24 protein-coding genes and 1 pseudogene are annotated in these 24572 nt (G+C 50.3%); 7 read left to right on the top strand and 18 right to left on the bottom strand.

Going from position 1 to position 24572, the window contains the following annotated elements; genetic code table 11:
* Both EQY_RS0116215 and EQY_RS27455 read right to left on the bottom strand, forming a co-directional pair.
* Positions 1-1326, bottom strand: a 1326-nt coding sequence (locus tag EQY_RS0116215) for an acyltransferase (RefSeq protein WP_000202159.1), incomplete at its 3' end; no start/stop codon positions are given.
* Positions 1327-1537: 211 nt separating this feature from the next.
* Positions 1538-2002 (bottom strand): annotated as a pseudogene (locus EQY_RS27455) (integrase); the annotation flags it as partial.
* Between the two features lie 155 nt (positions 2003-2157).
* Between EQY_RS27455 and mutS the strand changes: the two are divergent.
* Together mutS and pphB are read left to right on the top strand one after the other, a co-directional pair.
* A complete protein-coding gene (gene mutS / locus EQY_RS0116220; RefSeq protein WP_024212619.1) occupies positions 2158-4725 on the top strand; it encodes a DNA mismatch repair protein MutS in 2568 nt (855 codons plus the stop codon).
* 109 nt (positions 4726-4834) lie between these two features.
* A complete protein-coding gene (pphB, locus tag EQY_RS0116225) occupies positions 4835-5491 on the top strand; it encodes a protein-serine/threonine phosphatase (protein ID WP_001141276.1) in 657 nt (218 codons plus the stop codon).
* 202 nt (positions 5492-5693) lie between these two features.
* Here the strand turns inward: pphB and rpoS are convergent, their stop codons facing one another.
* From rpoS to cysD, 12 genes are all read right to left on the bottom strand, one after another.
* Positions 5694-6686 (bottom strand): RNA polymerase sigma factor RpoS, encoded by a 993-nt coding sequence (gene rpoS / locus EQY_RS0116230; protein ID WP_000081550.1) that lies wholly within the window; start codon positions 6684-6686, stop codon positions 5694-5696.
* 62 nt (positions 6687-6748) lie between these two features.
* Positions 6749-7843 (bottom strand): murein hydrolase activator NlpD, encoded by a 1095-nt coding sequence (gene nlpD, locus EQY_RS0116235; RefSeq protein WP_333642520.1) that lies wholly within the window; start codon positions 7841-7843, stop codon positions 6749-6751.
* A gap of 184 nt (positions 7844-8027) precedes the next feature.
* On the bottom strand, positions 8028-8654 hold the full coding sequence (pcm, locus tag EQY_RS0116240; RefSeq protein WP_000254703.1) for a protein-L-isoaspartate O-methyltransferase: 627 nt from the start codon (positions 8652-8654) through the stop codon (positions 8028-8030).
* On the bottom strand, positions 8648-9409 hold the full coding sequence (gene surE / locus EQY_RS0116245; protein ID WP_024212620.1) for a 5'/3'-nucleotidase SurE: 762 nt from the start codon (positions 9407-9409) through the stop codon (positions 8648-8650). Before surE ends, pcm begins: the two co-directional genes overlap by 7 nt.
* The gene (gene truD, locus EQY_RS0116250) at positions 9390-10439 is read right to left on the bottom strand and encodes a tRNA pseudouridine(13) synthase TruD (RefSeq protein WP_000568940.1); all 1050 of its coding nucleotides are present in this window, start codon (positions 10437-10439) and stop codon (positions 9390-9392) included. The genes surE and truD overlap by 20 nt, the downstream gene beginning before the upstream one ends.
* Positions 10436-10915, bottom strand: coding sequence for a 2-C-methyl-D-erythritol 2,4-cyclodiphosphate synthase (gene ispF, locus EQY_RS0116255; RefSeq protein WP_001219242.1), 480 nt, complete (start codon positions 10913-10915; stop codon positions 10436-10438). Before ispF ends, truD begins: the two co-directional genes overlap by 4 nt.
* Complete coding sequence (gene ispD, locus EQY_RS0116260; RefSeq protein ID WP_000246152.1) at positions 10915-11625, bottom strand: 2-C-methyl-D-erythritol 4-phosphate cytidylyltransferase; 711 nt, start codon at positions 11623-11625, stop codon at positions 10915-10917. The genes ispF and ispD overlap by 1 nt, the downstream gene beginning before the upstream one ends.
* 18 nt (positions 11626-11643) lie before the next feature.
* Entirely contained in the window at positions 11644-11955 is a 312-nt protein-coding gene (ftsB, locus tag EQY_RS0116265) for a cell division protein FtsB (protein WP_000517479.1), read from the bottom strand.
* 193 nt (positions 11956-12148) lie between these two features.
* A complete protein-coding gene (locus EQY_RS0116270; protein WP_001246110.1) occupies positions 12149-12472 on the bottom strand; it encodes a DUF3561 family protein in 324 nt (107 codons plus the stop codon).
* Between the two features lie 49 nt (positions 12473-12521).
* Positions 12522-13127 carry an adenylyl-sulfate kinase gene (gene cysC, locus EQY_RS0116275; RefSeq protein ID WP_001173686.1) on the bottom strand — a complete coding sequence of 202 codons (606 nt, stop codon included), beginning with the start codon at positions 13125-13127 and terminating at the stop codon, positions 12522-12524.
* Positions 13127-14554, bottom strand: a complete 1428-nt coding sequence (gene cysN / locus EQY_RS0116280; RefSeq protein ID WP_001090350.1) for a sulfate adenylyltransferase subunit CysN — start codon at positions 14552-14554, stop codon at positions 13127-13129. The genes cysC and cysN overlap by 1 nt, the downstream gene beginning before the upstream one ends.
* 1 nt (position 14555) lies before the next feature.
* Entirely contained in the window at positions 14556-15464 is a 909-nt protein-coding gene (cysD, locus tag EQY_RS0116285; RefSeq protein WP_000372392.1) for a sulfate adenylyltransferase subunit CysD, read from the bottom strand.
* A 251-nt stretch (positions 15465-15715) separates the two neighbouring features.
* Between cysD and iap the strand changes: the two genes are divergently transcribed.
* Positions 15716-16753: an alkaline phosphatase isozyme conversion aminopeptidase gene (gene iap, locus EQY_RS0116290; RefSeq protein WP_000490392.1), complete on the top strand. Its 1038-nt coding sequence runs from the start codon at positions 15716-15718 to the stop codon at positions 16751-16753.
* 124 nt (positions 16754-16877) lie between these two features.
* On the opposite strand, the gene EQY_RS0116295 is transcribed toward iap, so the two are convergent.
* The 4 genes from EQY_RS0116295 to cysJ form a co-directional block, all read right to left on the bottom strand.
* Positions 16878-17030: a Hok/Gef family protein gene (locus tag EQY_RS0116295; protein WP_000956460.1), complete on the bottom strand. Its 153-nt coding sequence runs from the start codon at positions 17028-17030 to the stop codon at positions 16878-16880.
* Positions 17031-17295: 265 nt separating this feature from the next.
* Positions 17296-18030, bottom strand: coding sequence for a phosphoadenosine phosphosulfate reductase (gene cysH / locus EQY_RS0116300; RefSeq protein WP_000088610.1), 735 nt, complete (start codon positions 18028-18030; stop codon positions 17296-17298).
* 73 nt (positions 18031-18103) lie between these two features.
* Positions 18104-19816 carry an assimilatory sulfite reductase (NADPH) hemoprotein subunit gene (gene cysI, locus EQY_RS0116305; protein ID WP_001290645.1) on the bottom strand — a complete coding sequence of 571 codons (1713 nt, stop codon included), beginning with the start codon at positions 19814-19816 and terminating at the stop codon, positions 18104-18106.
* Complete coding sequence (gene cysJ, locus EQY_RS0116310; protein WP_000211335.1) at positions 19816-21615, bottom strand: NADPH-dependent assimilatory sulfite reductase flavoprotein subunit; 1800 nt, start codon at positions 21613-21615, stop codon at positions 19816-19818. Before cysJ ends, cysI begins: the two co-directional genes overlap by 1 nt.
* 315 nt (positions 21616-21930) lie before the next feature.
* On the opposite strand from cysJ, the gene queD reads away from it, so the two are divergent.
* The 4 genes from queD (at position 21931) to EQY_RS0116330 (ending at position 24488) form a co-directional block, all read left to right on the top strand.
* Positions 21931-22296, top strand: coding sequence for a 6-carboxytetrahydropterin synthase QueD (gene queD, locus EQY_RS0116315; protein ID WP_016159619.1), 366 nt, complete (start codon positions 21931-21933; stop codon positions 22294-22296).
* A gap of 77 nt (positions 22297-22373) precedes the next feature.
* Positions 22374-23645, top strand: coding sequence for an FAD-dependent oxidoreductase (locus EQY_RS0116320; RefSeq protein ID WP_024212621.1), 1272 nt, complete (start codon positions 22374-22376; stop codon positions 23643-23645).
* The gene (locus EQY_RS0116325) at positions 23636-23896 is read left to right on the top strand and encodes a ferredoxin family protein (RefSeq protein WP_000109515.1); all 261 of its coding nucleotides are present in this window, start codon (positions 23636-23638) and stop codon (positions 23894-23896) included. Before EQY_RS0116320 ends, EQY_RS0116325 begins: the two co-directional genes overlap by 10 nt.
* A 16-nt stretch (positions 23897-23912) precedes the next feature.
* Positions 23913-24488, top strand: a complete 576-nt coding sequence (locus EQY_RS0116330) for a glycerol-3-phosphate responsive antiterminator (protein ID WP_001130277.1) — start codon at positions 23913-23915, stop codon at positions 24486-24488.
* The last annotated feature ends 84 nt before the right edge of the window (positions 24489-24572 follow it).

The following is a 24572-nucleotide window of genomic DNA, read 5'->3' on the forward strand; positions in this document are numbered from 1 at the left end:
TTCACCATAAAAAATTTCCCGATTAAAAACAAATTCCCCATATAAACATTCTGAAGTCAATGACTCACAAATTAATTTATATGCTTCTTGTTGCAAAATTATTTTAGCATCTGGTGCAGCCACTCGCATGATCTCATTCATTAACTTATCATTAATTTCTTTAGTAGAAAGGTGGCAAATTATAAGAGAATATCCCGTTTTTCTACGATAATGAGCACTGCCTCCAGTCAAGAAGGGCAATGAGAAGAGATTAAAATCCCCTCTAAATCGAACATTATAGCAATCATTATCCAAACACCATTGTAATACAGAAGGACAAATATTTCGTTCAGTTGAGATTATATCCAGCTTCTGTTTAGTAAAATCAGCAAGACCATTGGCATCAGGTGGATTAATAATTAAAACACCATCTTTATTATTTAGTTGTATTGTTTCATGTAACATGTGGCCTATGATATTACCTTCAACTTCATTCTGATAATAACGTAACCACTCTTCATCGACAGAAACCCAGTCATCAATCATCAATATTTCTTTGAATGATAGTTTTTTATGCTCCAGTAAATATGCTTTAAATGGCATATATTGCAAAACCTTCCCTCTGTCTCCAACAACTGAATAATCCCCTACCCATGTGTTTACAAACGTTCTCGTTGCAATAATGCTTGCTTTACCAATATAGTCTGCAGCCCATCCAACCATAGCCTCTCTACCGACCCATGCATAATCAGAGAGGGTTATAGCTGGTAGTGTTGTCATTGCAACAGTTCTGGCTCCTACAGATGGACGACCGTAGGGATCATGATTCTGCCGAAGAAGTTGGCTTCCTGGTGATAACCATACACCAATGCCAATAGTGATATCGCCGCCAGCATTAACTGATGCATTTCTACCAAAACGAACGTATTGACCTATCCTTATTTTAGGAATCTGCTCAGCCTTTAGTTCCATCTGATGGTCAGCATGTGGATGACTAAAATATGCGCCATTCTCAAAATGGGTAGTTGAAATGAGATGTTCCCCTCCATATTCTTTAACTAAAAACTGTGAACCACTGATGTCAATTGAAAAATGATCTTCTGGTAAATTATAGCGTTTTGAAAATTCTGCCAATTTTTCTTTAAAAAGCATTGCAAATTCTATTTCTTCTCGTTGAGTTGTTACCTTCTGCACTTCTTTGCGCAGATATTTCAGAACTCTAGTGTAATCGGAAATTGGTGAGGTACTGTTTTCAGAATTGATATTTTTTTCCAAGTCGCATAGGAACATTTCTGAATTGCTTATTTCGATTTCTTCTATTTCTGTGGGGGTGTTTTTACTTGTCATCAACTTACTCCGTTATCGTTAGTTGTTTCAACTTATATCCTTTTAATAAATATATTAAATGAATAGGAAGAGCGATATCAAATAATATCAATACCGATATTGACATTATCAATAGCGATTATCTTGAAAGTTCTAAAATAAAGTGTATATAGGAGTAAAATACACAGAGACTAAAACATTCATCAATAATAAATTTACTGTTTTACCTTTTCAGGCGTTTTTGGGCTTTATTTAGCATATCCAGTGTGTTGGGCTTTACCGGTTTCAATCTACCTATAAGATGGCTTCCGTATTGCGCAAAACTTCACTGAGCGTTAGCTCAGAAGCCTCTGTTTTTCGCTTTACTGCATTCGGATTTCGTCTGATAAATTTCATAGTTTCAACAAATTTGCGAGCAGTCTCGCGCGCCCGTTCATTGCTGGCAAAATCTCAAACATTGCCAATCATAGATCTGATAACCTGTTTCGACGTCTTGCCCCCGTCGTTGATGATACAGGTCGTTTTGGGGTGACCTGATTTTGATACAAAAACCCACGGATGAATACCTGCGGTTGTCAGTGATAAGATACGGTTTTCGATCAGGATTAGGTAAGTAGACAACTCGCTCTTTCTGGTCGAGTTTTGATTTCACGTCGATAGATAACTTATTGATTATAATCGGCTGAAAAAGTGTCATTTATATAATATGTATACCAGCAAGTCAGAGTATGTGCCAACTACATACCAGTATGCTTCTGGTATACACAAATTTATCGATTTATATGGGTTTAAAGCGGTTTCACATGGAGCCACATGGGTAGCCGCAAGACTTAAAAAATGAGTAAAATCAATATGCAAGAGTCTATCGACAAGGATCTCTCAGACCATACGCCCATGATGCAGCAGTACCTCAAGCTGAAAGCCCAGCATCCTGAGATCCTGCTGTTCTACCGGATGGGTGACTTTTACGAGCTATTTTATGACGACGCAAAACGAGCGTCGCAGCTGCTGGATATTTCACTGACTAAACGCGGCGCATCTGCGGGCGAGCCGATCCCGATGGCGGGTATTCCCTACCATGCAGTGGAAAACTATCTCGCCAAACTGGTGAATCAAGGTGAGTCGGTTGCGATTTGTGAACAAATCGGCGATCCGGCTACCAGCAAAGGGCCGGTTGAGCGCAAAGTTGTCCGTATCGTCACGCCGGGCACGATCAGCGATGAAGCCCTGCTACAGGAGCGTCAGGACAATCTGCTGGCGGCTATCTGGCAGGACAGCAAAGGTTTCGGTTACGCGACGCTGGATATCAGCTCCGGCCGTTTTCGTCTGAGCGAACCGGCTGACCGCGAAACGATGGCGGCAGAGCTGCAACGCACCAATCCGGCGGAACTGTTGTATGCAGAAGATTTCGCCGAGATGTCGCTGATTGAAGGTCGTCGCGGCCTGCGCCGTCGTCCGCTGTGGGAGTTTGAAATCGACACCGCGCGCCAGCAGTTGAACCTGCAATTTGGCACCCGCGATCTGGTCGGTTTTGGCGTCGAGAACGCGCCTCGTGGGCTTTGTGCTGCCGGTTGTCTGTTACAGTATGCGAAAGATACCCAACGCACGACCCTGCCGCATATTCGCTCTATCACTATGGAACGTGAGCAGGACAGCATCATTATGGATGCTGCGACGCGTCGTAACCTGGAAATTACCCAGAATCTGGCGGGCGGCGCGGAAAATACATTGGCTTCCGTGCTCGATTGCACCGTCACGCCGATGGGTAGCCGTATGCTGAAACGCTGGCTGCATATGCCGGTGCGTGACACCCGTGTGTTGCTTGAGCGTCAGCAAACTATTGGCGCATTGCAGGATTTCACCGCCGAGTTACAGCCGGTACTCCGGCAGGTCGGCGATCTGGAGCGTATTCTGGCTCGTCTGGCGTTGCGTACCGCTCGCCCGCGCGACCTTGCTCGTATGCGTCATGCCTTCCAGCAACTGCCGGAACTGCGTGCACAGCTAGAAAATGTCGACAGTGCACCAGTACAGGCGCTGCGTGAAAAAATGGGCGAATTTGCCGAACTGCGCGACCTGCTGGAGCGAGCAATCATCGACACGCCACCGGTGCTGGTGCGCGACGGTGGCGTCATCGCTCCAGGCTATAACGAAGAGCTGGATGAGTGGCGTGCGCTGGCTGACGGTGCGACCGATTATCTGGAGCGTCTGGAAATCCGCGAGCGTGAACGTACCGGTCTGGACACGCTGAAAGTCGGCTTTAATGCGGTGCACGGCTACTACATTCAAATCAGCCGTGGGCAAAGTCATCTGGCGCCAATTAACTATATGCGCCGCCAGACGCTGAAAAATGCCGAACGTTACATTATTCCGGAGCTGAAAGAGTACGAAGACAAGGTACTGACTTCAAAAGGTAAAGCACTGACGCTGGAAAAACAGCTTTATGAAGAGCTGTTCGACCTGCTACTGCCGCATCTGGAAGCGTTACAACAGAGTGCGAGCGCGCTGGCAGAACTGGACGTGCTGGTAAATCTGGCAGAACGCGCATATACCCTGAACTACACCTGCCCGACCTTTATCGATAAACCCGGCATTCGTATTACCGAAGGTCGCCATCCGGTGGTTGAACAGGTGCTGAATGAGCCGTTTATCGCTAACCCGCTGAACCTGTCACCGCAGCGACGGATGTTGATCATCACCGGTCCGAACATGGGCGGTAAAAGTACCTATATGCGCCAGACCGCGTTGATTGCGCTGATGGCGTATATTGGCAGTTACGTACCGGCACAAAAAGTCGAGATTGGGCCGATCGATCGCATCTTCACCCGTGTTGGCGCAGCGGATGATCTGGCTTCCGGACGTTCAACCTTTATGGTGGAGATGACCGAAACCGCTAATATTCTGCATAACGCCACCGAGTATAGTCTGGTATTGATGGATGAGATTGGGCGCGGAACGTCGACTTACGATGGCCTGTCGCTGGCGTGGGCATGTGCCGAAAATCTGGCGAATAAAATTAAAGCGTTGACGCTGTTTGCTACCCATTACTTCGAGCTGACTCAACTGCCGGAGAAAATGGAAGGCGTCGCCAACGTGCATCTCGATGCGCTGGAGCACGGAGACACTATCGCCTTTATGCACAGCGTACAGGACGGCGCGGCGAGTAAGAGCTACGGTCTGGCGGTTGCTGCGCTGGCAGGTGTACCGAAAGAGGTGATCAAACGTGCGCGACAGAAACTGCGTGAGCTGGAAAGCATTTCGCCGAATGCTGCCGCTACACAGGTAGATGGTACGCAAATGTCACTACTTTCTGTGCCGGAAGAAACCTCGCCAGCGGTCGAAGCACTGGAAAATCTCGATCCAGATTCTCTGACTCCGCGTCAGGCGCTGGAGTGGATTTATCGGTTGAAGAGTCTGGTGTAAAAATAATTCCCGATAGCCTTTTACTATCGGGAATATTAACGACAACTGACGAATCTAATAAAAATACCCTGTATAATAGTAGAGATAGATTATTTTACAGGGTAAAATCATGCCATCAACACGCTATCAAAAAATTGATGCTCATCACTACCGCCATATATGGGCTGTTGGTGATATTCATGGTGACTATCAATTATTACAATCCCGTTTGCATGAATTATCTTTTTGTCACGAAACAGACTTACTTATTTCCACAGGCGATAATATTGATCGTGGGTCGGAGAGTCTTAATGTGCTACGCCTGTTAAATCAGCCCTGGTTTACCTCCGTGAAAGGTAACCATGAAGCGATGGCACTTGATGCATTCGCGACTGGTGATGGCAATATGTGGTTAGCCAGCGGCGGTGACTGGTTCTTTGATTTAAATGATTCAGAGAAAAAAGAAGCAATAGATCTGTTACTGAGATTTCATCATCTCCCGCATATTATCGAATTGAGTAACGATTTTATAAAATATGTCATCGCACATGCAGATTATCCGGGTAATGAATATCACTTTGGCAAAGAAATCGCGGAAAGCGAATTACTCTGGTCTGTTGATCGCGTGCAGAAGTCGCTTAATGGCGAGTTACAAAAAATAAACGGTGCTGATTATTTTATATTTGGACATATGATGTTTGATAACATTCAGACATTCGCTAACCAGATTTATATTGATACCGGATCGCCGAAAAGCGGACGGTTATCGTTTTATAAAATTAAATAATTAATCCAGTCAGGATAAGGATCATCTCTGGTTCAGATCCGCTATTGCCAATATCGGTCATGAATTTCTTCATAAAGACATCGGGTTTCGCACACCAGTTTACTGTCAGGAGCTGGCGTCACCATCAACGCTATTCAGGACGGATCATACAAAAGAAAAAGGCCAGCCTCACTTGAGACTGGCCTTTCTGACAGATGCTTGCTTATTCGCGGAACAGCGCCTCGATATTCAGCCCCTGAGTCTGCAAAATCTCACGCAGACGGCGCAGGCCTTCAACCTGAATCTGGCGAACACGTTCACGAGTGAGGCCAATTTCACGACCTACATCTTCCAGTGTTGCCGCTTCGTACCCCAGCAAACCGAATCGACGTGCCAGCACTTCACGCTGTTTGGCGTTCAGCTCGAACAGCCATTTGACGATGCTCTGCTTCATATCGTCATCTTGCGTGGTGTCTTCCGGACCGTTCTCTTTTTCATCGGCCAGAATGTCCAGCAACGCTTTTTCGGAATCACCGCCCAGAGGGGTGTCTACCGAGGTAATGCGCTCGTTAAGACGAAGCATACGGCTGACGTCATCAACTGGCTTATCCAGTTGCTCTGCGATCTCTTCCGCACTCGGTTCGTGGTCCAGTTTATGGGACAACTCACGTGCGGTTCGCAGGTAAACGTTCAGCTCCTTTACGATGTGAATCGGCAAACGAATAGTACGGGTTTGGTTCATAATCGCCCGTTCGATCGTCTGGCGAATCCACCAGGTTGCGTATGTTGAGAAGCGGAAACCACGTTCCGGGTCAAACTTCTCAACCGCGCGGATAAGCCCCAGGTTGCCCTCTTCGATAAGATCCAGCAAAGCCAGACCACGATTGCCATAACGGCGGGCAATTTTTACCACCAGACGTAAGTTACTCTCAATCATCCGGCGGCGGGAGGCAACATCTCCACGCAGTGCGCGACGCGCAAAATAAACTTCTTCTTCGGCCGTTAACAGTGGCGAATAACCAATCTCACCAAGGTAAAGCTGAGTCGCGTCCAACACACGCTGTGTGGCACCCTGCGATAACAGTTCCTCTTCGGCCAAATCGTTATCACTGGGTTCCTCTTCTACTAAGGCCTTTTCGTCAAAAACCTCAACTCCGTTCTCATCAAATTCCGCATCTTCATTTAAATCATGAACTTTCAGCGTATTCTGACTCATAAGGTGGCTCCTACCCGTGATCCCTTGACGGAACGCTCAAGCAACAGCCTGGTTCCGCCGAATTATCGCTGCGGCAAATAACGCAGCGGGTTTACGGATTTCCCCTTGTAACGAATTTCAAAATGCAAGCGTGTTGAACTGGTTCCGGTGCTACCCATGGTTGCTATTTTTTGCCCCGCCTTCACTTCTTGTTGTTCCCGGACCAGCATTGTGTCGTTATGGGCGTAGGCACTCAGGTAATCATCATTATGTTTGATGATAATCAGATTACCGTAACCGCGCAGCGCATTACCGGCATAAACAACGCGGCCATCTGCGGTCGCGGTAATTGCCTGTCCTTTGCTACCTGCGATATCAATCCCCTTATTGCCCCCCTCAGAAGCGCCAAAGGTTTCAATCACTTTGCCCTCAGTTGGCCAGCGCCAGGTGGAGATAGGCGTGCTGGTTGATGTACTGCTGACAGTCGGCTCGGTTGTGCTTGCTGTTGGCACCGTTACAGGCGCTGTGACCGTGGTCGCAGTTGGCTTGTTGTTCGGCAACATTTTGTTAGCACTCTGTTCACCCGAAGACTCAGAATACGTAATTGTCGGTTGCGACGCAACAGCAACGGTGGAATTTTGTGCAGGCTTGATCACAACTCCTTGCTCTGCTGCATCCGCCTGGGTAATGGCATTTCCGCCAGTAATCGGCGTACCGGAGGCGTTGCCAACCTGCAAGGTCTGACCGACGTTCAACGCGTATGGTGCCTGAATATTATTGCGCTGAGCGAGGTCACGGAAATCGTTGCCGGTGATCCAGGCGATATAGAAAAGTGTGTCGCCTTTTTTCACGGTATAGGTACTGCCGCTATAACTGCCTTTCGGAATATTCCCGTACTGACGGTTGTAGACGATACGCCCATTTTCCATTTGCACCGGTTGCTGAGCGACAGGCTGTACCGGTTGGATTTGTGGTTGTTGTGTAGACTGAATTTGTGGCTGCTGTACCGGCTGAATTTGCGGTTGCTGCGCTGTAGATGTCGTTCCCATTTTCGGCGGTGGCGTAATCAACATACCTGAATTGGTATTTGCAGGCGCATTACCATTAACGGAACTGACCGGTGCCGGTGGATTCGATGTGTCAGAACAGCCAGCCAGCCATAGCGAAACCAGTGACAAAGCCGCAATACGGCGAACGGTGAATTTTGGGCTTCCCGCGCTCATTTATCCCCCAGGAAAAATTGATTAATAACCAGTGACATAATTACCGTGCAAGGCACCCTACTGAACACTGGAAAAGATGTTCACGATACGCTGACCTGCTGCAAAATAACCAGGAAAATTCCAGGTATTTCCTCGCAATTCAAGCCAGCTCCCCCTTCACTAAGGGGACAAAGCGCACGGCCTCTACGGTATCGATAATAAATTCGCCCCCACGACGACGCACCCGTTTCAAATACTGGTGCTCTTCCCCGACCGGCAAGACGAGAATCCCGCCTTCATCCAGTTGCGTCATTAGCGCAGTAGGAATTTCGGGCGGTGCCGCCGTTACAATGATAGCGTCAAACGGCGCACGTGCTTGCCAACCTTGCCATCCATCGCCGTGACGGGTTGAAACATTATGTAAATCAAGATTTTTCAGACGACGACGCGCCTGCCACTGCAAGCCTTTAATCCGTTCGACCGAACATACATGCTGGACAAGATGCGCCAGGATTGCCGTTTGATATCCCGAACCAGTGCCGATTTCCAGCACCCGCGACTGCGGCGTCAGTTCAAGTAATTCGGTCATTCGCGCCACCATATATGGCTGCGAAATTGTCTGCCCCTGACCTATCGGCAACGCGATATTATCCCAGGCCTTTTGTTCAAACGCTTCATCAATGAATTTTTCACGCGGCACGGCGGCGAGTGCATTCAGCACCTGCTCATCCTGAATACCTTGCGCACGTAATTGATCCAGAAGTGCTTGTACGCGTCTGCTTACCATTGCGTGCCAACTCCCACGCTGTTTAACCAGTCTGAAACCACATCTTGCGCGCTATGCGCAGTTAAATCCACATGCAGCGGCGTGATGGAGACATAGCCCTCATCTACCGCAGCAAAATCGGTCCCCGGACCGGCATCACATTTACCGCCCGGTGGGCCAATCCAGTACAGCGTATTGCCGCGCGGATCTTGCTGCGGGATCACCTGATCTGCCGGATGTCGTGTACCGCAGCGAGTGACACGGATACCTTTAATCTGCTCCAGTGGTAAATCCGGTACGTTAATATTGAGAATACGCCCGGTACGCAGCGGCTCTTTACACAGTGCGCGCAAAATGGAACACGTTACCACCGCAGCAGTGTCATAATGTTTATGTCCATCAAGCGAGACAGCCAGCGCCGGAAAACCTAAATGACGGCCTTCCATCGCGGCGGCTACCGTACCGGAATAGATAACATCATCCCCCAGATTGGGGCCGGCGTTAATGCCCGAAACCACAATATCCGGACGTGGACGCATTAGTGCGTTCACGCCAAGATAGACGCAGTCGGTCGGGGTTCCCATTTGCACAGCGATATCACCATTTTCAAAGGTAAACGTTCGCAGGGAGGATTCCAGCGTCAGGGAATTTGAAGCGCCGCTGCGGTTACGATCGGGGGCAACCACCTGAACATCAGCAAACTCACGCAAGGCTTTCGCCAGCGTTTGTATACCGGGTGCATGTACCCCGTCATCATTACTCAGCAATATGCGCATAATCACCTGTTGTGTTGATAAGTTCCCTGACAACGCTGGTCGCAAAACTTCCCGCCGGAAGCCAGAAACGGATTTCTACGGTGACGTCATCCCACCAGTTCCAGCTTAATTGTTGCGGATATAACAGCATCGCTCTGCGCGCGGCTTCAACTTTTTCGCGCAACAGCAATGCTTGCAATTCAGTTTCGTCGGCTATCGCCGCTTGTTCGAATGCCAGAGCCTCACGTTGGGTTCCCCACTCGCCGCTACCGGGCAAAGCTGCGGTAATCATCAGCTCTTTATCGTTGACGCGACGCTGTAATTCCGCCAGTTCTTCGTGAGTTGCAACAAACCAACTGCCGCGCCCGGCTAATTGTAGCGCATCGCCGTCAACAACTTGATTAACTTCTGCTTTTTTGAGGCGCTCAGAAACAATCTGATTAAACAACGCACTACGTGCTGCCGACAACCAAAAACTGCGTTTATTGCGATCGCGTACCGGAGTATTGGTTTGCGCCCAGCGCAGCGCGCCCTGCAAGTTACTACCGCCAATACCGAAACGCTGCGCGCCAAAGTAGTTCGGTACACCTTTTACGCAAATATCGATCAGACGTTGTTCAACGTCATCGCGATTGCTCACTTCGCGTAGTACCAGGGTAAAGGCGTTGCCTTTCAGCGCCCCTAAACGCAGTTTACGCTTGTGGCGCGCATACTCCAGCACCTGACAACCCTCCAGTTGAAACGCGCTCAGATCGGGCATCTCTTTGCCCGGAACGCGAGCGCATAACCACTGTTCCGTCACTGCATGTTTGTCTTTCTGCCCGGCGAAGCTGACTTCACGCGCATGAATTTTCAGGAATTTCGCCAGCGCGTCAGCCACAAAACGGGTATTGCAGCCGTTTTTAAGAATGCGCACCAGAATATGCTCACCTTCACCATCAGGCTCAAAGCCTAAATCTTCCACCACCACAAAATCTTCCGGGTTGGCTTTCAGCAGCCCGGTGCCTTGCGGTTTACCGTGGAGGTAAGTGAGATTATCAAACTCAATCATTTTGTTGCCTTAATGAGTAGCGCCACCGCTTCACAGGCAATCCCTTCCCCACGGCCGGTAAATCCGAGTTTTTCCGTAGTAGTGGCTTTCACGTTAACATCATCCATATGGCAGCCGAGATCTTCGGCAATAAACACGCGCATTTGTGGAATGTGCGGCAGCATTTTCGGTGCCTGAGCGATGATAGTGACATCGACGTTGCCGAGGGTATACCCCTTCGCCTGAATGCGTCGCCAGGCTTCACGCAGCAGCTCGCGGCTGTCTGCTCCTTTAAATGCCGGATCGGTATCCGGAAACAGTTTGCCGATATCCCCCAGCGCCGCTGCACCAAGCAATGCATCGGTCAACGCATGGAGCGCCACGTCGCCATCAGAATGTGCCAGCAGACCTTTTTCGTAAGGGATGCGCACACCACCAATGATAATTGGGCCTTCGCCGCCAAAGGCGTGTACGTCAAATCCGTGTCCAATTCGCATTATGTATTCTCCTGATGGATGGTTCGGGTGAGGTAAAATTCGGCAAGCGCCAAATCTTCCGGGCGCGTGACTTTAATGTTATCCGCACGGCCTTCGACCAGCTGCGGATGAAAACCGCAGTATTCCAGCGCCGAGGCTTCATCGGTAATGGTAGCGCCTTCATTTAATGCACGCGTCAGGCAGTCATATAACAGCTCACGAGGGAAAAATTGCGGCGTCAGCGCGTGCCATAGGCCGTTGCGATCAACAGTATGAGCAATGGCATTTTTGCCCGGTTCGGCACGTTTCATGGTATCACGCACCGGCGCAGCGAGAATGCCCCCCGTGCGGCTGGTTTCGCTCAACGCCAACAGACGCGCAAGGTCATCCTGATGCAGACAAGGGCGAGCGGCGTCATGCACCAACACCCACTGCGTGTCGCCAGCGGCTTTCAGACCTGCCAGCACGGAATTAGCACGTTCTTCGCCACCGTCAACAACGGTGATCTGCGGATGATTTGCCAGAGGAAGTTGTGCAAAACGACTATCGCCAGGGCTTATAGCAATGACGACACGCGACACCCGGGGATGCGCCAGCAGCGCATGTACCGAGTGTTCAAGAATGGTTTGATTACCGATTGAGAGATATTGCTTAGGACATTCCGTTTGCATTCGGCGGCCAAATCCGGCCGCCGGAACCACGGCGCAAACATCCAAATGAGTGGTTGCCATGTTAATTCCTGGGCTGATTTATCGATTGTTTTGCCCCGCAGACTGTGCGCGTTTCGACGCGTCAGGCACCAGACGATAGAAAGTTTCGCCCGGCCTGGTCATGCTGAGTTCATTACGCGCTCGTTCTTCGAGCGCCTCCTGACCGCCATTGAGATCGTCAATTTCGGCAAAAAGCTGATCGTTTCGCGCTTTAAGTTTCGCGTTTGTAGCTTGCTGTGCCGCCACATCATTATTGACGCGGGTATAGTCATGTATACCGTTCTTACCGAACCACAGCGAATACTGTAGCCAGACCAGAATAGCCAGCAACAGCAGCGTTAGTTTACCCATCCTGCCCCCTGAAAAACGGCATCTTCATCCCATACATCCGAAGACGACTCTACATCCTCTGTTGGGGATACCGCGACAACGCGGGCAAATGTACCACATTTGTCCATTGTTACGTATACCCAGGGCGTGCGGAACATAATCTCATTATTGGTTACGGTTTGAATTATGAACAGAGTAGACGGGAAAGAACAAATTAGCCCAACAACCACATAAACAGTGCACCAAACATAATACCTACAGTCACCAGGGTAAAAACAATACTGTAGCGTAGCTTTCCGTCCATCAATGAATGCAGCGCAATACCCACCACCACCGCGACGGGCATCAGCGCCAGAAAGAAAGGCCAGGTATAGATAAAAAAGAACAGCGTGTTAGAGCCATAAATCAACATCGGTATCGCCAGCGCACACAGCCAGGAGACAAAACCGACCACGGCGCCTGGCAGCGACCATGTGGTTTCTTCATCCTCAGTAAGGCTGTCGTTATTTGTTAGTGTAATGTTATGGCTATTACGCATATCTGATCCTGTTACTTTGACGAACCGGGCATGGAAACCCGGTGGTGTCTCAGGATCTGATAATATCGTTCTGTCTCAGTAGATCTAATAATTGCTGAACCAAATTTGTTACTAATTGTTCACCATTGAGATGAATTTCTGCCGATTCAGGCGCTTCGTAAACCGAATCAATTCCGGTAAAGTTGCGCAGTTCACCGGCACGCGCTTTCTTATATAAGTCTTTTGGATCGCGAGCTTCGCAAATCGCCAGCGGCGTATCGACAAACACTTCGATAAATCGCCCTTCTCCTACACGTTCACGAACCATCTGGCGTTCGGCGCGGTGTGGTGAAATAAACGCAGTCAACACCACCAGTCCGGCTTCAACCATTAAATTCGCCACTTCACCGACGCGGCGGATATTTTCTTTACGATCGGCATCGCTAAAACCGAGATCGCTGCATAAACCGTGGCGAACGTTGTCGCCGTCCAGCAAATACGTACTGACACCAAGTTTATGTAACGCCACCTCCAGCGCCCCGGCGACCGTTGATTTACCGGAACCGGAGAGACCGGTAAACCACAGCACAACACCACGATGACCGTGGTGTTGCTCGCGTTGTTGCACAGTGACCGGATGGCTATGCCAGACGACGTTTTCGTCATGCAGCGCCATTATTTATCTCCCAGCAAATCGCGCGCGCCCCAGTGAGGGAAATGGCGGCGCACTAACGCATTCAGTTCCAGCTCGAACGCGCTAAATTCCGACGGCGCAACGGCGGCCTCGTTTTTCGGCTCATGCACCATACCGGCACCAACAGTCACGTTGCTCAGGCGATCGATAAAAATCAGCCCACCGGTAACAGGGTTTTGCTGATAGCGATCTAACACCAACGGCTCGTCAAAGGTGAGATCAACCTGACCAATGCCATTGAGCGGTAAATTTTCAACTTCATGTTGGTTAAGGTTATTAATATCAACCTGATAGCGAATGCCATCAACACGAGCACGCGTCTTCTTACCGGCAATTTTGATGTCGTAACTCTGCCCTGGGGAAAGCGGCTGTTCCGCCATCCATACCACATCCACCGACGCGCTCTGCACTGCCGGTAATGCTTCGTCTGCCGCCAGCAGCAGATCGCCACGGCTGATGTCGATCTCATCCGTCAGCACCAGAGTGATCGCCTCTCCGGCAAAGGCTTCTTCGCGATCGCCATCAAAAGTGACGATCCGCGCAATGTTTGACTCCACTCCCGAAGGCAACACTTTGACTCGTTGCCCGACTTCCACACGACCGGATGCCAGCGTTCCGGCGTAGCCACGAAAATCAAGATTCGGGCGGTTAACGTACTGCACCGGGAAGCGCATTGGCTGGGCATCCACCACTCGCTGGATCTCTACGGTTTCGAGCATTTCGAGCAATGTCGAACCGCTGTACCACGGCATACTTTCACTTTGCGAAGCCACGTTATCGCCTTCCAGCGCGGAGAGTGGCACAAAGCGGATATCCAGATTGCCCGGTAATTGTTCCGCAAAAGTCAGGTAGTCTTCACGAATGCGGGTGAACGTCTCTTCGCTGTAATCCACCAGATCCATTTTGTTGATCGCCACGACCAGATGTTTGATCCCCAACAGCGTGGAGATAAAACTGTGGCGACGGGTTTGATCGAGCACGCCTTTTCGGGCGTCGATCAGCAAGATCGCCAGCTCACATGTCGATGCGCCGGTCGCCATATTGCGGGTGTACTGCTCGTGCCCTGGGGTGTCGGCGATAATAAATTTACGCTTCTCGGTGGAGAAATAGCGATATGCCACATCGATAGTGATGCCCTGTTCGCGCTCGGCTTGCAGACCATCCACCAGCAATGCCAGATCCAGTTTTTCGCCCTGAGTGCCGTGACGTTTACTGTCGTTATGCAGTGATGAGAGCTGATCTTCGTAGATTTGGCGGGTATCGTGCAGCAAACGACCAATCAGGGTACTTTTGCCGTCATCAACGCTGCCACAGGTCAGAAAACGCAGCAGGCTTTTATGTTGTTGCGCGATCATCCAGGCTTCGACGCCGCCTTCATTGGCGATTTGTTGTGCAAGTGCGGTGTTCATCTTAAAAATACCCCTGACGTTTTTTCAGCTCCATAGATCCTGCCTGGTCGCGGTCAATCACGCGGCCCTGACGTTCACTGGTGGTGGAAACCAGCATTTCTTCGATGATCTCCGGCAGTGTTTGCGCATTTGACTCCACCGCACCGGTCAGCGGCCAGCAGCCCAGCGTGCGGAAACGCACCATCCGTTTTTTAATCACTTCGCCGGGTTGCAGGTCGATACGGTTGTCATCAATCATCATCAACATACCGTCGCGTTCCAGAACCGGACGTTCAGCGGCGAGATACAGCGGAACAATGTCGATATTTTCCAGCCAGATGTATTGCCAGATATCCTGCTCAGTCCAGTTAGAGAGCGGAAAGACGCGGATACTTTCGCCTTTGTTAATTTGTCCGTTGTAGTTATGCCACAGCTCCGGACGCTGATTTTTCGGATCCCAGCGATGAAAGCGGTCACGGAAAGAGTAGATACGCTCTTTAGCACGGGATTTTTCTTCGTCACGGCGTGCACCACCAAAGGCGGCATCAAAACCGTATTTGTTCAGCGCCTGTTTCAGGCCTTCAGTTTTCATGATGTCGGTATGTTTGGCGCTGCCGTGCACGAATGGATTAATCCCCATCGCCACGCCTTCTGGATTTTTATGTACCAACAGTTCGCAGCCATAGGCTTTAGCTGTGCGATCGCGGAACTCATACATCTCGCGGAATTTCCAGCCAGTATCAACATGCAGCAACGGGAAAGGCAGCGTACCTGGATAAAACGCCTTGCGCGCCAGATGCAGCATGACGCTGGAATCTTTACCGATAGAGTAGAGCATCACCGGATTTGAAAATTCTGCCGCCACCTCGCGAATAATGTGGATACTTTCCGCCTCCAGTTGCCGCAGGTGAGTAAGTCGTTTTTGATCCATAACCGTTCCTTTGCAATACCGCTATTTTCTTGCCATCAGATGTTTCGACTATAGGGAGCGTAAGAGAACGAATGAAATTACCAATTAGAATGAGTAGTTCCTTAACGGAATAACGATTTGGCAAAGCTAATATCAAAAAGTGCTTAAGGCTCCGGATTTCGGGCATTTAGGAAGATTTGAAATTGTTTTAGCGCAGCGGCAGTTTCATACTATGGCGGTAAAAAAATTTGCATGGTATTTAAGGACTCACTATGTTTTCCGCATTGCGCCACCGTACCGCTGCCCTGGCGCTCGGCGTATGCTTTATTCTCCCCGTACACGCCTCGTCACCTAAACTTGGCGATTTTGCTAATACCCAGGCACGACATATTGCCACTTTCTTTCCGGGACGCATGACCGGAACCCCCGCAGAAATGTTATCTGCCGATTATATTCAGCAACAGTTTCAGCAAATGGGTTATCGCAGTGATATTCGGACATTTAATAGCCGATATATTTATACCGCCCGCGATAATCGCAAAAACTGGCATAACGTGACGGGAAGTACGGTGATTGCCGCTCATGAAGGCAAAGCGCCGCAGCAGATCATTATTATGGCGCATCTGGATACCTACGCCCCGCAGAGCGATGCTGACGCCGATGCCAATCTCGGCGGGCTGACGTTACAAGGAATGGATGATAACGCCGCAGGTTTAGGTGTCATGCTGGAACTGGCAGAACGCCTGAAAAATACGCCTACCGAGTATGGTATTCGATTTGTGGCGACCAGTGGCGAAGAGGAAGGGAAATTAGGCGCTGAGAATTTACTCAAGCGGATGAGTGACACCGAAAAGAAAAATACGCTGCTGGTGATTAATCTCGATAACTTAATTGTTGGCGATAAATTGTATTTCAACAGCGGTGTAAAAACCCCTGAAGCAGTAAGGAAATTAACGCGCGACAGGGCACTGGCAATTGCGCGCAGTCACGGAATAGCCGCGACGACCAATCCGGGTTTGAATAAAAATTATCCGAAAGGCACTGGGTGTTGTAATGACGCCGAGGTTTTCGACAAAGCCGGTATTGCCGTACTTTCGGTAGAAGCAACAAACTGGAATCTGGGAAATAAAGATGGTTATCAGCAACGCGCAAAAACAGCCGCATTCCCTGAGGGAACTAGCTGGCATGATGTAAGACTGGATAATCAACAGCATATTGATAAGGCACTTCCTGGAAGAATAGAACGCCGCTGCCGTGATGTAATGCGGATAATGCTACCGCTAGTGAAAGAGCTGGCGAAGGCGTCTTGATGGGTTTTAATTGATTATTCCCGTGCCTGCAGGAAATCAACGCCACCTGAAACAGAGTAAAAAAAGGGTGCAGGAGACCAAACCATCACAATCCAATACGCGGGGTTTTACCCCCGCGTGGTGGCTACTTCTTCGATTCGTAAGCGAGAACTGCCTTAAACTCCATACCACGTTCTCTGATACTCAACTCACACAACGAGTCGCCTACCATCAGCGTGAATCCCAATACTGTAAAACACAGCACTATGATTGCCACAAGGGCATATTTTGTCAGCATGTCTTGCCTCCCTGCAAAGAAGAGACTAACATCCGAATTGCTTAGGTTCGAACGCTGGCCTCAGGTTGATAGAAATATCGCCTGGGGCTTTTGTCCATCTGGAACCTCGCGAATGCTTAACGCCAGACAGCCTCAAGCACCCGACACCATTCTATACCTGTTGATTCTCCCTGCGACGTTCACGTTTAAATGCCGGAATGCTGCTCGCAAAATAAAAACGCCCCCATCATTTCTGACAGAGGCGTTTAATTTATCCGGATAACGTTTACCCTTCGTGTAATCCACATTCCCTTTTTAAGCCAAAGAAACGCGTTTCTTCTTCCGCCATGCCGGGTTCCCATTTACGGGTTGTATGAGTATCACCGACCGATAAATATCCTTCATCCCACAATGGGTGATATTTAAGACCGTGTTTTTGCAGGTACTGATAAATAGTTCGGTTATCCCAGTCGATAATCGGCAGGACTTTAAATACACCACGCTGGATAGCCAGCACTGGCAAATTAGCGCGACTGCCGGATTGTTCGCGGCGCAGGCCAGCAAACCAGGTTTGCGCGTTAAGTTCTTTCAGCGCCCGGTTCATGGGTTCGACTTTATTGATGTCATTGTACTTTTCAATGCCTTCAACACCTTGCTCCCACAGTTTACCGTAGCGCGCTTCCTGCCAGGCGGCGCTTTCTTTTGCCCTGTAGACCTTCAGATTTAGTTTGAGTTTGTCCGTTAACTCGTCAATAAAGCGGTAGGTTTCCGGGAACAAATAACCGGTATCAGTGAGGATCACTGGAATATCCGGGTGAATCTGATTCACCAGATGCAGGCTCACCGCCGCCTGAATGCCAAAGCTGGAAGAAAGTACATATTCACCGGGCAGATTATCCAGCGCCCAGGCAACGCGGCTTTCAGCGTCCAGTTTTTCCAGTTGGGCATTAGTTTCCGCCAGCGCCAGAATGCGCTCTACCTTCGGTAGTTCGTTCAGGGCGTTTAGATCGAGTCTGGACATAGATACCTCACTGTTTGCCTTGCCTGATGCGACGCTCACACGTCTTATCAGGCCTACAATATCCCGCTGATGGTTAATCCCACAAATCGCGTGCCGGATCGAGCACCGGGCGAATGATGCCCGCACGCACCGTAAAGTCGCCGAAGCCTTCACCCGCTTCACGCTCTTTCGCCCAGCGCCCTATCAGTTCATCAAGCGACGCCAGGATTTCCGGCTCGGTGATGTTTTCTTTATACATCCGAGGGATACGTGTCCCAATGCGGTTGCCGCCAAGATGCAGGTTGTAGCGACCCGGCGCTTTACCCACCAGGCCCACTTCCGCCAGCATCGCGCGACCACAACCGTTCGGGCAGCCTGTTACACGCATCACGATATGCTCATCGCTGACACCATGTTTCGCCATTAAATTATCGATGTTGTCGATAAAAGACGGCAGGAAACGCTCCGCTTCCGCCATTGCCAGCGGGCAAGTCGGGAATGACACGCAGGCCATCGAGTTTTCACGCTGCGGCGTGACGACATTCATTAACCCGCTCTCTTTGGCGATCTTCTCGATCTTCGCTTTCTCGCTTTCCGGCACACCGGCGATGATCAGATTCTGGTTCGCCGTAATGCGGAAATCGCCTTTGTGGATCTTCGCGATCTCCAGCAGACCGGTTTTCAACGGACGCCCCGGATAATCAAGGATGCGACCATTTTCGATAAACAGCGTCAGGTGCCAGTTATCATCAATGCCTTTAACCCAGCCGATGCGATCACCGCGTCCGGTGAACTCATACGGACGGATCGGTTCGAACTTGATCCCCGCGCGACGTTCCACTTCCGCTTTAAACGTCTCAACACCCACACGTTCCAGCGTGTATTTGGTTTTGGCATTTTTACGATCGGTTCGATTACCCCAGTCACGCTGAGTCGTCACGACGGCTTCCGCCACCGCCAGCGTATGCTCCAGCGGCAGATAACCAAACTCGCTCGCGGTGCGGGCGTAGGTTTTTTTGTTACCGTGTTCGATAGACAGCCCACCGCCCACCAGCAAATTGAAGCCTACCAGCTTGCCGTTTTCTGCTATTGCCACAAAGTTCATGTCATTGGCATGCAGATCGATATCGTTCTGCGGCGGGATCACTACCGTGGTTTTGAATTTACGCGGCAAATAAGTCTGACCGAGGATCGGTTCTTCATCAGTGGTAGCGACTTTCTCCTGATCGAGCCAGATCTCCGCATATGCACGAGTACGTGGCAGCAGGTGCTCAGAAATTTTCTTCGCCCATTCATACGCTTCCGCGTGCAGCTGCGATTCAAACGGGTTCGAGGTGCAAAGCACGTTACGGTTCATGTCGTTGGCGGTTGCCAGCGCATCAAGCCCGACCGAGTGCAGCATCTGGTGTGCCGGCTTGACGTTCTTTTTCAGAATGCCGTGGAACTGGAACGTCTGGCGGTTGGTCAGACGAATGCTGCCGTAAATCGTGTTGTCTTCAGCAAATTTATCAATCGCCTGCCATTGTCTGGTGGTGATCACTCCACCAGGCAGACGGCAGCGCAGCATCATCGCGTGACGTGGTTCCAGCTTCTGCTCGGCACGCTCAGCGCGGATATCGCGGTCATCCTGCTGATACATACCGTGGAAACGGATCAGCAGAAAGTTGTCGCCTTTAAAGCCGCCGGTCAGGCCGTCGTTTAAATCTTCAGCAATCGTGCCGCGCAGATAGTTGCTCTCAAGCTTCATGCGCTCCGCGTCTGCCAGTTTACCTTCGACCACTAAAGGCCCTGGATGTTTTTCGCTCATTAGTAGACATCTCGCTGATAACGGCGCTCAACGCGCAGCTCACTTAAAAATTCATCCGCCGCTTCGGTGTCCATGCCACCAAATTCGGCAATCACTTCCAGAAGTGCCTGTTCAACGTCTTTCGCCATGCGATTGGCGTCGCCGCAGACATAAATGTGGGCACCGTCATTGATCCAGCGCCACAGCTCTGCGCCCTGTTCGCGCAGTTTGTCTTGTACGTAAATTTTTTCTTTTTGATCGCGCGACCAGGCGAGATCGATACGCGTCAGCACGCCTTCTTTGACGTAACGCTGCCATTCCACCTGATAGAGGAAATCTTCCGTAAAGTGCGGATTACCAAAGAACAGCCAGTTTTTACCCGGCGCTTCGTCGGCGGCACGCTGCTGCATAAAGGCGCGGAACGGCGCGATGCCCGTACCGGGGCCAATCATAATCACCGGCGTTTCCGGATTAGCAGGCAAACGGAAGTTGTCGTTATGTTCGATAAACACCCGAACTTCGCCCTCTTCTTCCACGCGATCGGCGAGGAAGCTGGAGGCACCACCCGCACGGGCGCGACCTTCCACGTCATAACGCACAACGCCGACGGTGATGTGCACTTCGCTCTCGACTTCCGCCTGCGATGAGGCGATGGAATATAAGCGCGGCGTCAACGGGCGCAAAATACCGATGAATGCATCAGCGTCCAGTTGTGCCGGAGAGAAACGCAACATATCGACAATTGGCGTGGTTGCCGCGTAATGCTGCAACTTCGCTTTATCGCCCACCAGCGGCAGCAGCGTTTCACTGCGCGTTAAAGTGGCGTAGTTCTCAACAATATTCGCAGTGTTGACGGTCAGTTCAAAATGCCACTGTAAGGCTTCTGCCAGCGGTAGCGTTTTGCCATCAACAGTGACAGGCTCATCGCCTTTCAACCACAGCAATTCAACAATCTCTTTTACCAGTGCCGGATCGTTCTGATACCAGACGCCCAGCGCGTCGCCCGGCTGATAGTGCAGGCCTGAATCACCTAAATCGATCTCGATATGGCGAACGTCTTTTTCAGAATTGCGTCCGGTAATTTTCTGGTTAACCGAAAGGCTCGCCACCAGCGGCGCTTCTTTGCTATACGGGCTGGTGTGAATTTCATTTACCGCGCCAGTAGCGACAGATTGCGAAGGTGCCGCAACAGGCGCGCGGGACTTCAGAACATCAACCACGCGGGCGCGCCATTCGCTGGCGGCTGCCTGATATTCAACGTCAGCATCAACACGGTCGAGCAGGCGCTCACCGCCCAGTTCCGCCAGCTTGCTGTCAAAATCTTTACCGGACTGGCAGAAAAACTCATAAGAGGTGTCACCAAGGCTAAACACGGCAAAAGCGGTATTTTCCAGCTTCGGCGCTTTTTTGGAGAACAGGAACTTATGCAGCGCGACGGCTTCTTCCGGCGGTTCCCCTTCCCCTTGTGTTGAAGTCACCACAATGAGCAGTTTTTCACTGGCGATTTGTTTGAATTTATAATCGCCTGCGTTCACCAACTTAACGTTCAGTTTTGCCGCTAATAAGTCGTCACGTAACGCTTCAGCGACCCGGCGAGCATTACCCGTTTGCGAAGCGGAGATGATGGTGATACCCGGCATTTCTGCGCCAGGCGCAGGTGTAGCTGCAAGTGTACCTGGCTGCTGGTTAAGTATTCCCCAGAAATAGCCGGATACCCACGCAAGCTGGGTAGGTGTCAAATCAGTAGTAGCTGCCTGGAGGCGAGCCAGTTGCTCCGGGTTCAGCGGAAGCAAAGCGGAAGGTGGGGCCTGTGTCGTCATTCGTCGTTATGTTCCAGTAAGCAAAGCTGTTTCTGCGCCCTGTCTGCGCCCATAAAACAAAAGAGAAGGTAAGGTTAACGGGGCGAACGGTGTGGATTAAAGACGGGATAGCGATAACTAATAACCAAATCGACTAACCTGTTTTAGCAATAGTCTTTAACAACAAAATAGATTTATTAACCCAATGAAAATTAAATAAATATCGACCATCATTAAGATAATTAGGCTATTTTGCGCAACAAACCCATTTTAGATAATGCGAAAAAACAGGCTTTCCGGTACTCTACGCCCGTTTTGTCGTCCTGTAGAGAAATTATGATGTCCACCACGTTATTTAAAGATTTCACCTTCGAAGCCGCTCACCGCTTGCCACACGTCCCACAAGGGCATAAATGTGGTCGCCTTCACGGGCACTCTTTTATGGTGCGCCTGGAAATTACCGGGGAAGTCGATCCGCATACGGGCTGGATTATCGATTTCGCTGAACTGAAAGCGGCATTTAAACCAACCTATGATCGCCTCGATCACTATTATCTCAATGATATTCCTGGCCTGGAAAACCCGACCAGCGAGGTTTTAGCAAAATGGATTTGGGATCAGGTTAAACCGGTTGTTCCGTTGTTAAGTGCGGTTATGGTGAAAGAAACCTGCACTGCAGGTTGCATCTATCGCGGCGAATGATAAGAGTGTGTCGGCGGTCAATTTCGCTTAAGTAACGCTATGTTAGGGTGTTGCGCTCTGGATATATGGGGCACGACATGGAAGACGACTGCGACATTATTATTATCGGTGCCGGCATTGCGGGCACCGCTTGTGCGTTACGCTGCGCACGAGCGGGCTTATCCGTTCTGTTACTGGAACGCGCTGAAATCCCTGGCAGCAAAAATCTTTCCGGCGGACGGCTATATACCCATGCACTCGCGGAACTCCTCCCCCAATTTAACCTGACCGCACCCCTTGAGCGACGCATCACTCACGAAAGCCTTTCTCTGCTAACGCCGGATGGCGCAACGACATTTTCCAGCTTACAGCCTGGCGGTGAATCCTGGAGTGTCTTACGCGCTCGCTTCGATCCGTGGCTGGTTGCCGAAGCCGAAAAAGAAGGTGTCGAGTGCATCCCTGGCGCAACGGTGGATGCACTACATATAGAAAACGGCAGAGTATGTGGCGTTATTTGTGGTGACGATATTATCCGCGCTCGTTATGTGGTGCTGGCGGAAGGTGCCAATAGCGTACTGGCAGAACGTCATGGGTTAGTTACCCGCCCTGCTAGCGAAGCGATGGCGTTGGGAATCAAAGAAGTTCTGTCGCTTGAAAGATCCATTATCGAAGAACGTTTTCATCTGGAGAATAACGAAGGTGCGGCGCTATTGTTTAGCGGCGAAATCTGTGATGACTTGCCCGGCGGCGCCTTTCTTTATACCAATCAACAAACGCTTTCAGTTGGGATTGTTTGCCCGCTCTCTTCCCTTGCACAAAGCTGTGTTCCAGCAAGCGAGCTGTTAGCTCGTTTTAAAACACATCCGGCAGTGCGCCCGCTTATCAAAAACACGGAATCGCTTGAGTATGGCGCGCATCTGGTGCCAGAAGGTGGCCTGCACAGTATGCCGATGCAATACGCTGGTAACGGCTGGTTGCTGGTGGGCGATGCATTACGCAGTTGCGTCAATACTGGAATTTCAGTGCGCGGCATGGACATGGCGCTGACTGGTGCGCAGGCAGCAGCGCAAACGCTGATTAGCGCCTGCCAGCACCGCGAGCCGCAAAATCTTTTTCCGCTTTATCATCACAACGTAGAACGTAGCCTGCTGTGGGATGTTCTACAACGTTATCAGCATGTTCCGGCGCTTTTACACCGACCTGGCTGGTATCGGAAATGGCCAGCGTTAATGCAGGATATTTCCCGTGATTTATGGGATCAGGGTGATAAACCTGTTCCACCGCTGCGCCAGTTATTCTGGCGTCATTTACGTCGTCACGGATTGTGGCATCTGGCAGGCGATGTTATCAGGAGTCTGCGATGTCTGTAGCCCGTAATCTCTGGCGCGCGGCTGATGCGCCGCATATTGTTCCGTCTGATTCCGTTGAGCGCCAGACGGCAGAACGGTTGATTAACGCCTGCCCGGCAGGTCTTTTTTCGCTCACGCCGGAAGGTGATTTGCGCGTTGATTATCGTAACTGCCTGGAGTGCGGCACCTGCCGTTTGCTGTGCAATGAAAAAACACTACAACAGTGGCGCTATCCGCCTTCCGGATTCGGCATCACCTACCGCTTTGGATAAATAATAAGGATAATTTATGCCCCTCTTACACCTGCTCCGCCAGAATCCGGTGATTGCTGCCGTTAAAGATAATGCCAGTCTGCAACTGGCCATTGATTCTGAATGCCAGTTTATTTCCGTGTTGTACGGCAATATCTGCACCATCAGTCAAATCGTCAAAAAGATTAAAAACGCCGGGAAATATGCCTTTATTCATGTCGATTTGCTGGAAGGAGCGTCAAATAAAGAGGTCGTCATTCAGTTTCTGAAACTGGTGACCGAGGCGGACGGTATTATCAGTACCAAAGCCTCAATGCTGAAAGCGGCAAGAGCGGAAGGTTTTTTCTGTATTCATCGCCTGTTTATTGTCGATTCGATTTCGTTTCACAATATTGATAAGCAGGTTGCGCAATCGAACCCGGATTGCATTGAGATCCTGCCTGGCTGTATGCCCAAAGTACTGGGCTGGGTGACGGAGAAAATCCGCCAGCCGCTGATTGCAGGCGGACTGGTGTGCGATGAAGAAGATGCGCGCAATGCAATTGACGCCGGTGTGGTGGCGCTTTCGACCACCAATACCAGCGTCTGGACGTTGGCGAAAAAATTGCTTTAACGGGATTATCGTAACGGAATTTGTGTGGTTTATAGGCCACATCCGGCATTCAGCGCCTGATGCGACGCTAACGCGTCTTATCAG

The sequence above is a fragment of the Escherichia sp. TW14182 genome (assembly GCF_000208525.1).
In the GTDB taxonomy this organism is placed as follows: Bacteria; Pseudomonadota; Gammaproteobacteria; order Enterobacterales; family Enterobacteriaceae; genus Escherichia; species Escherichia ruysiae.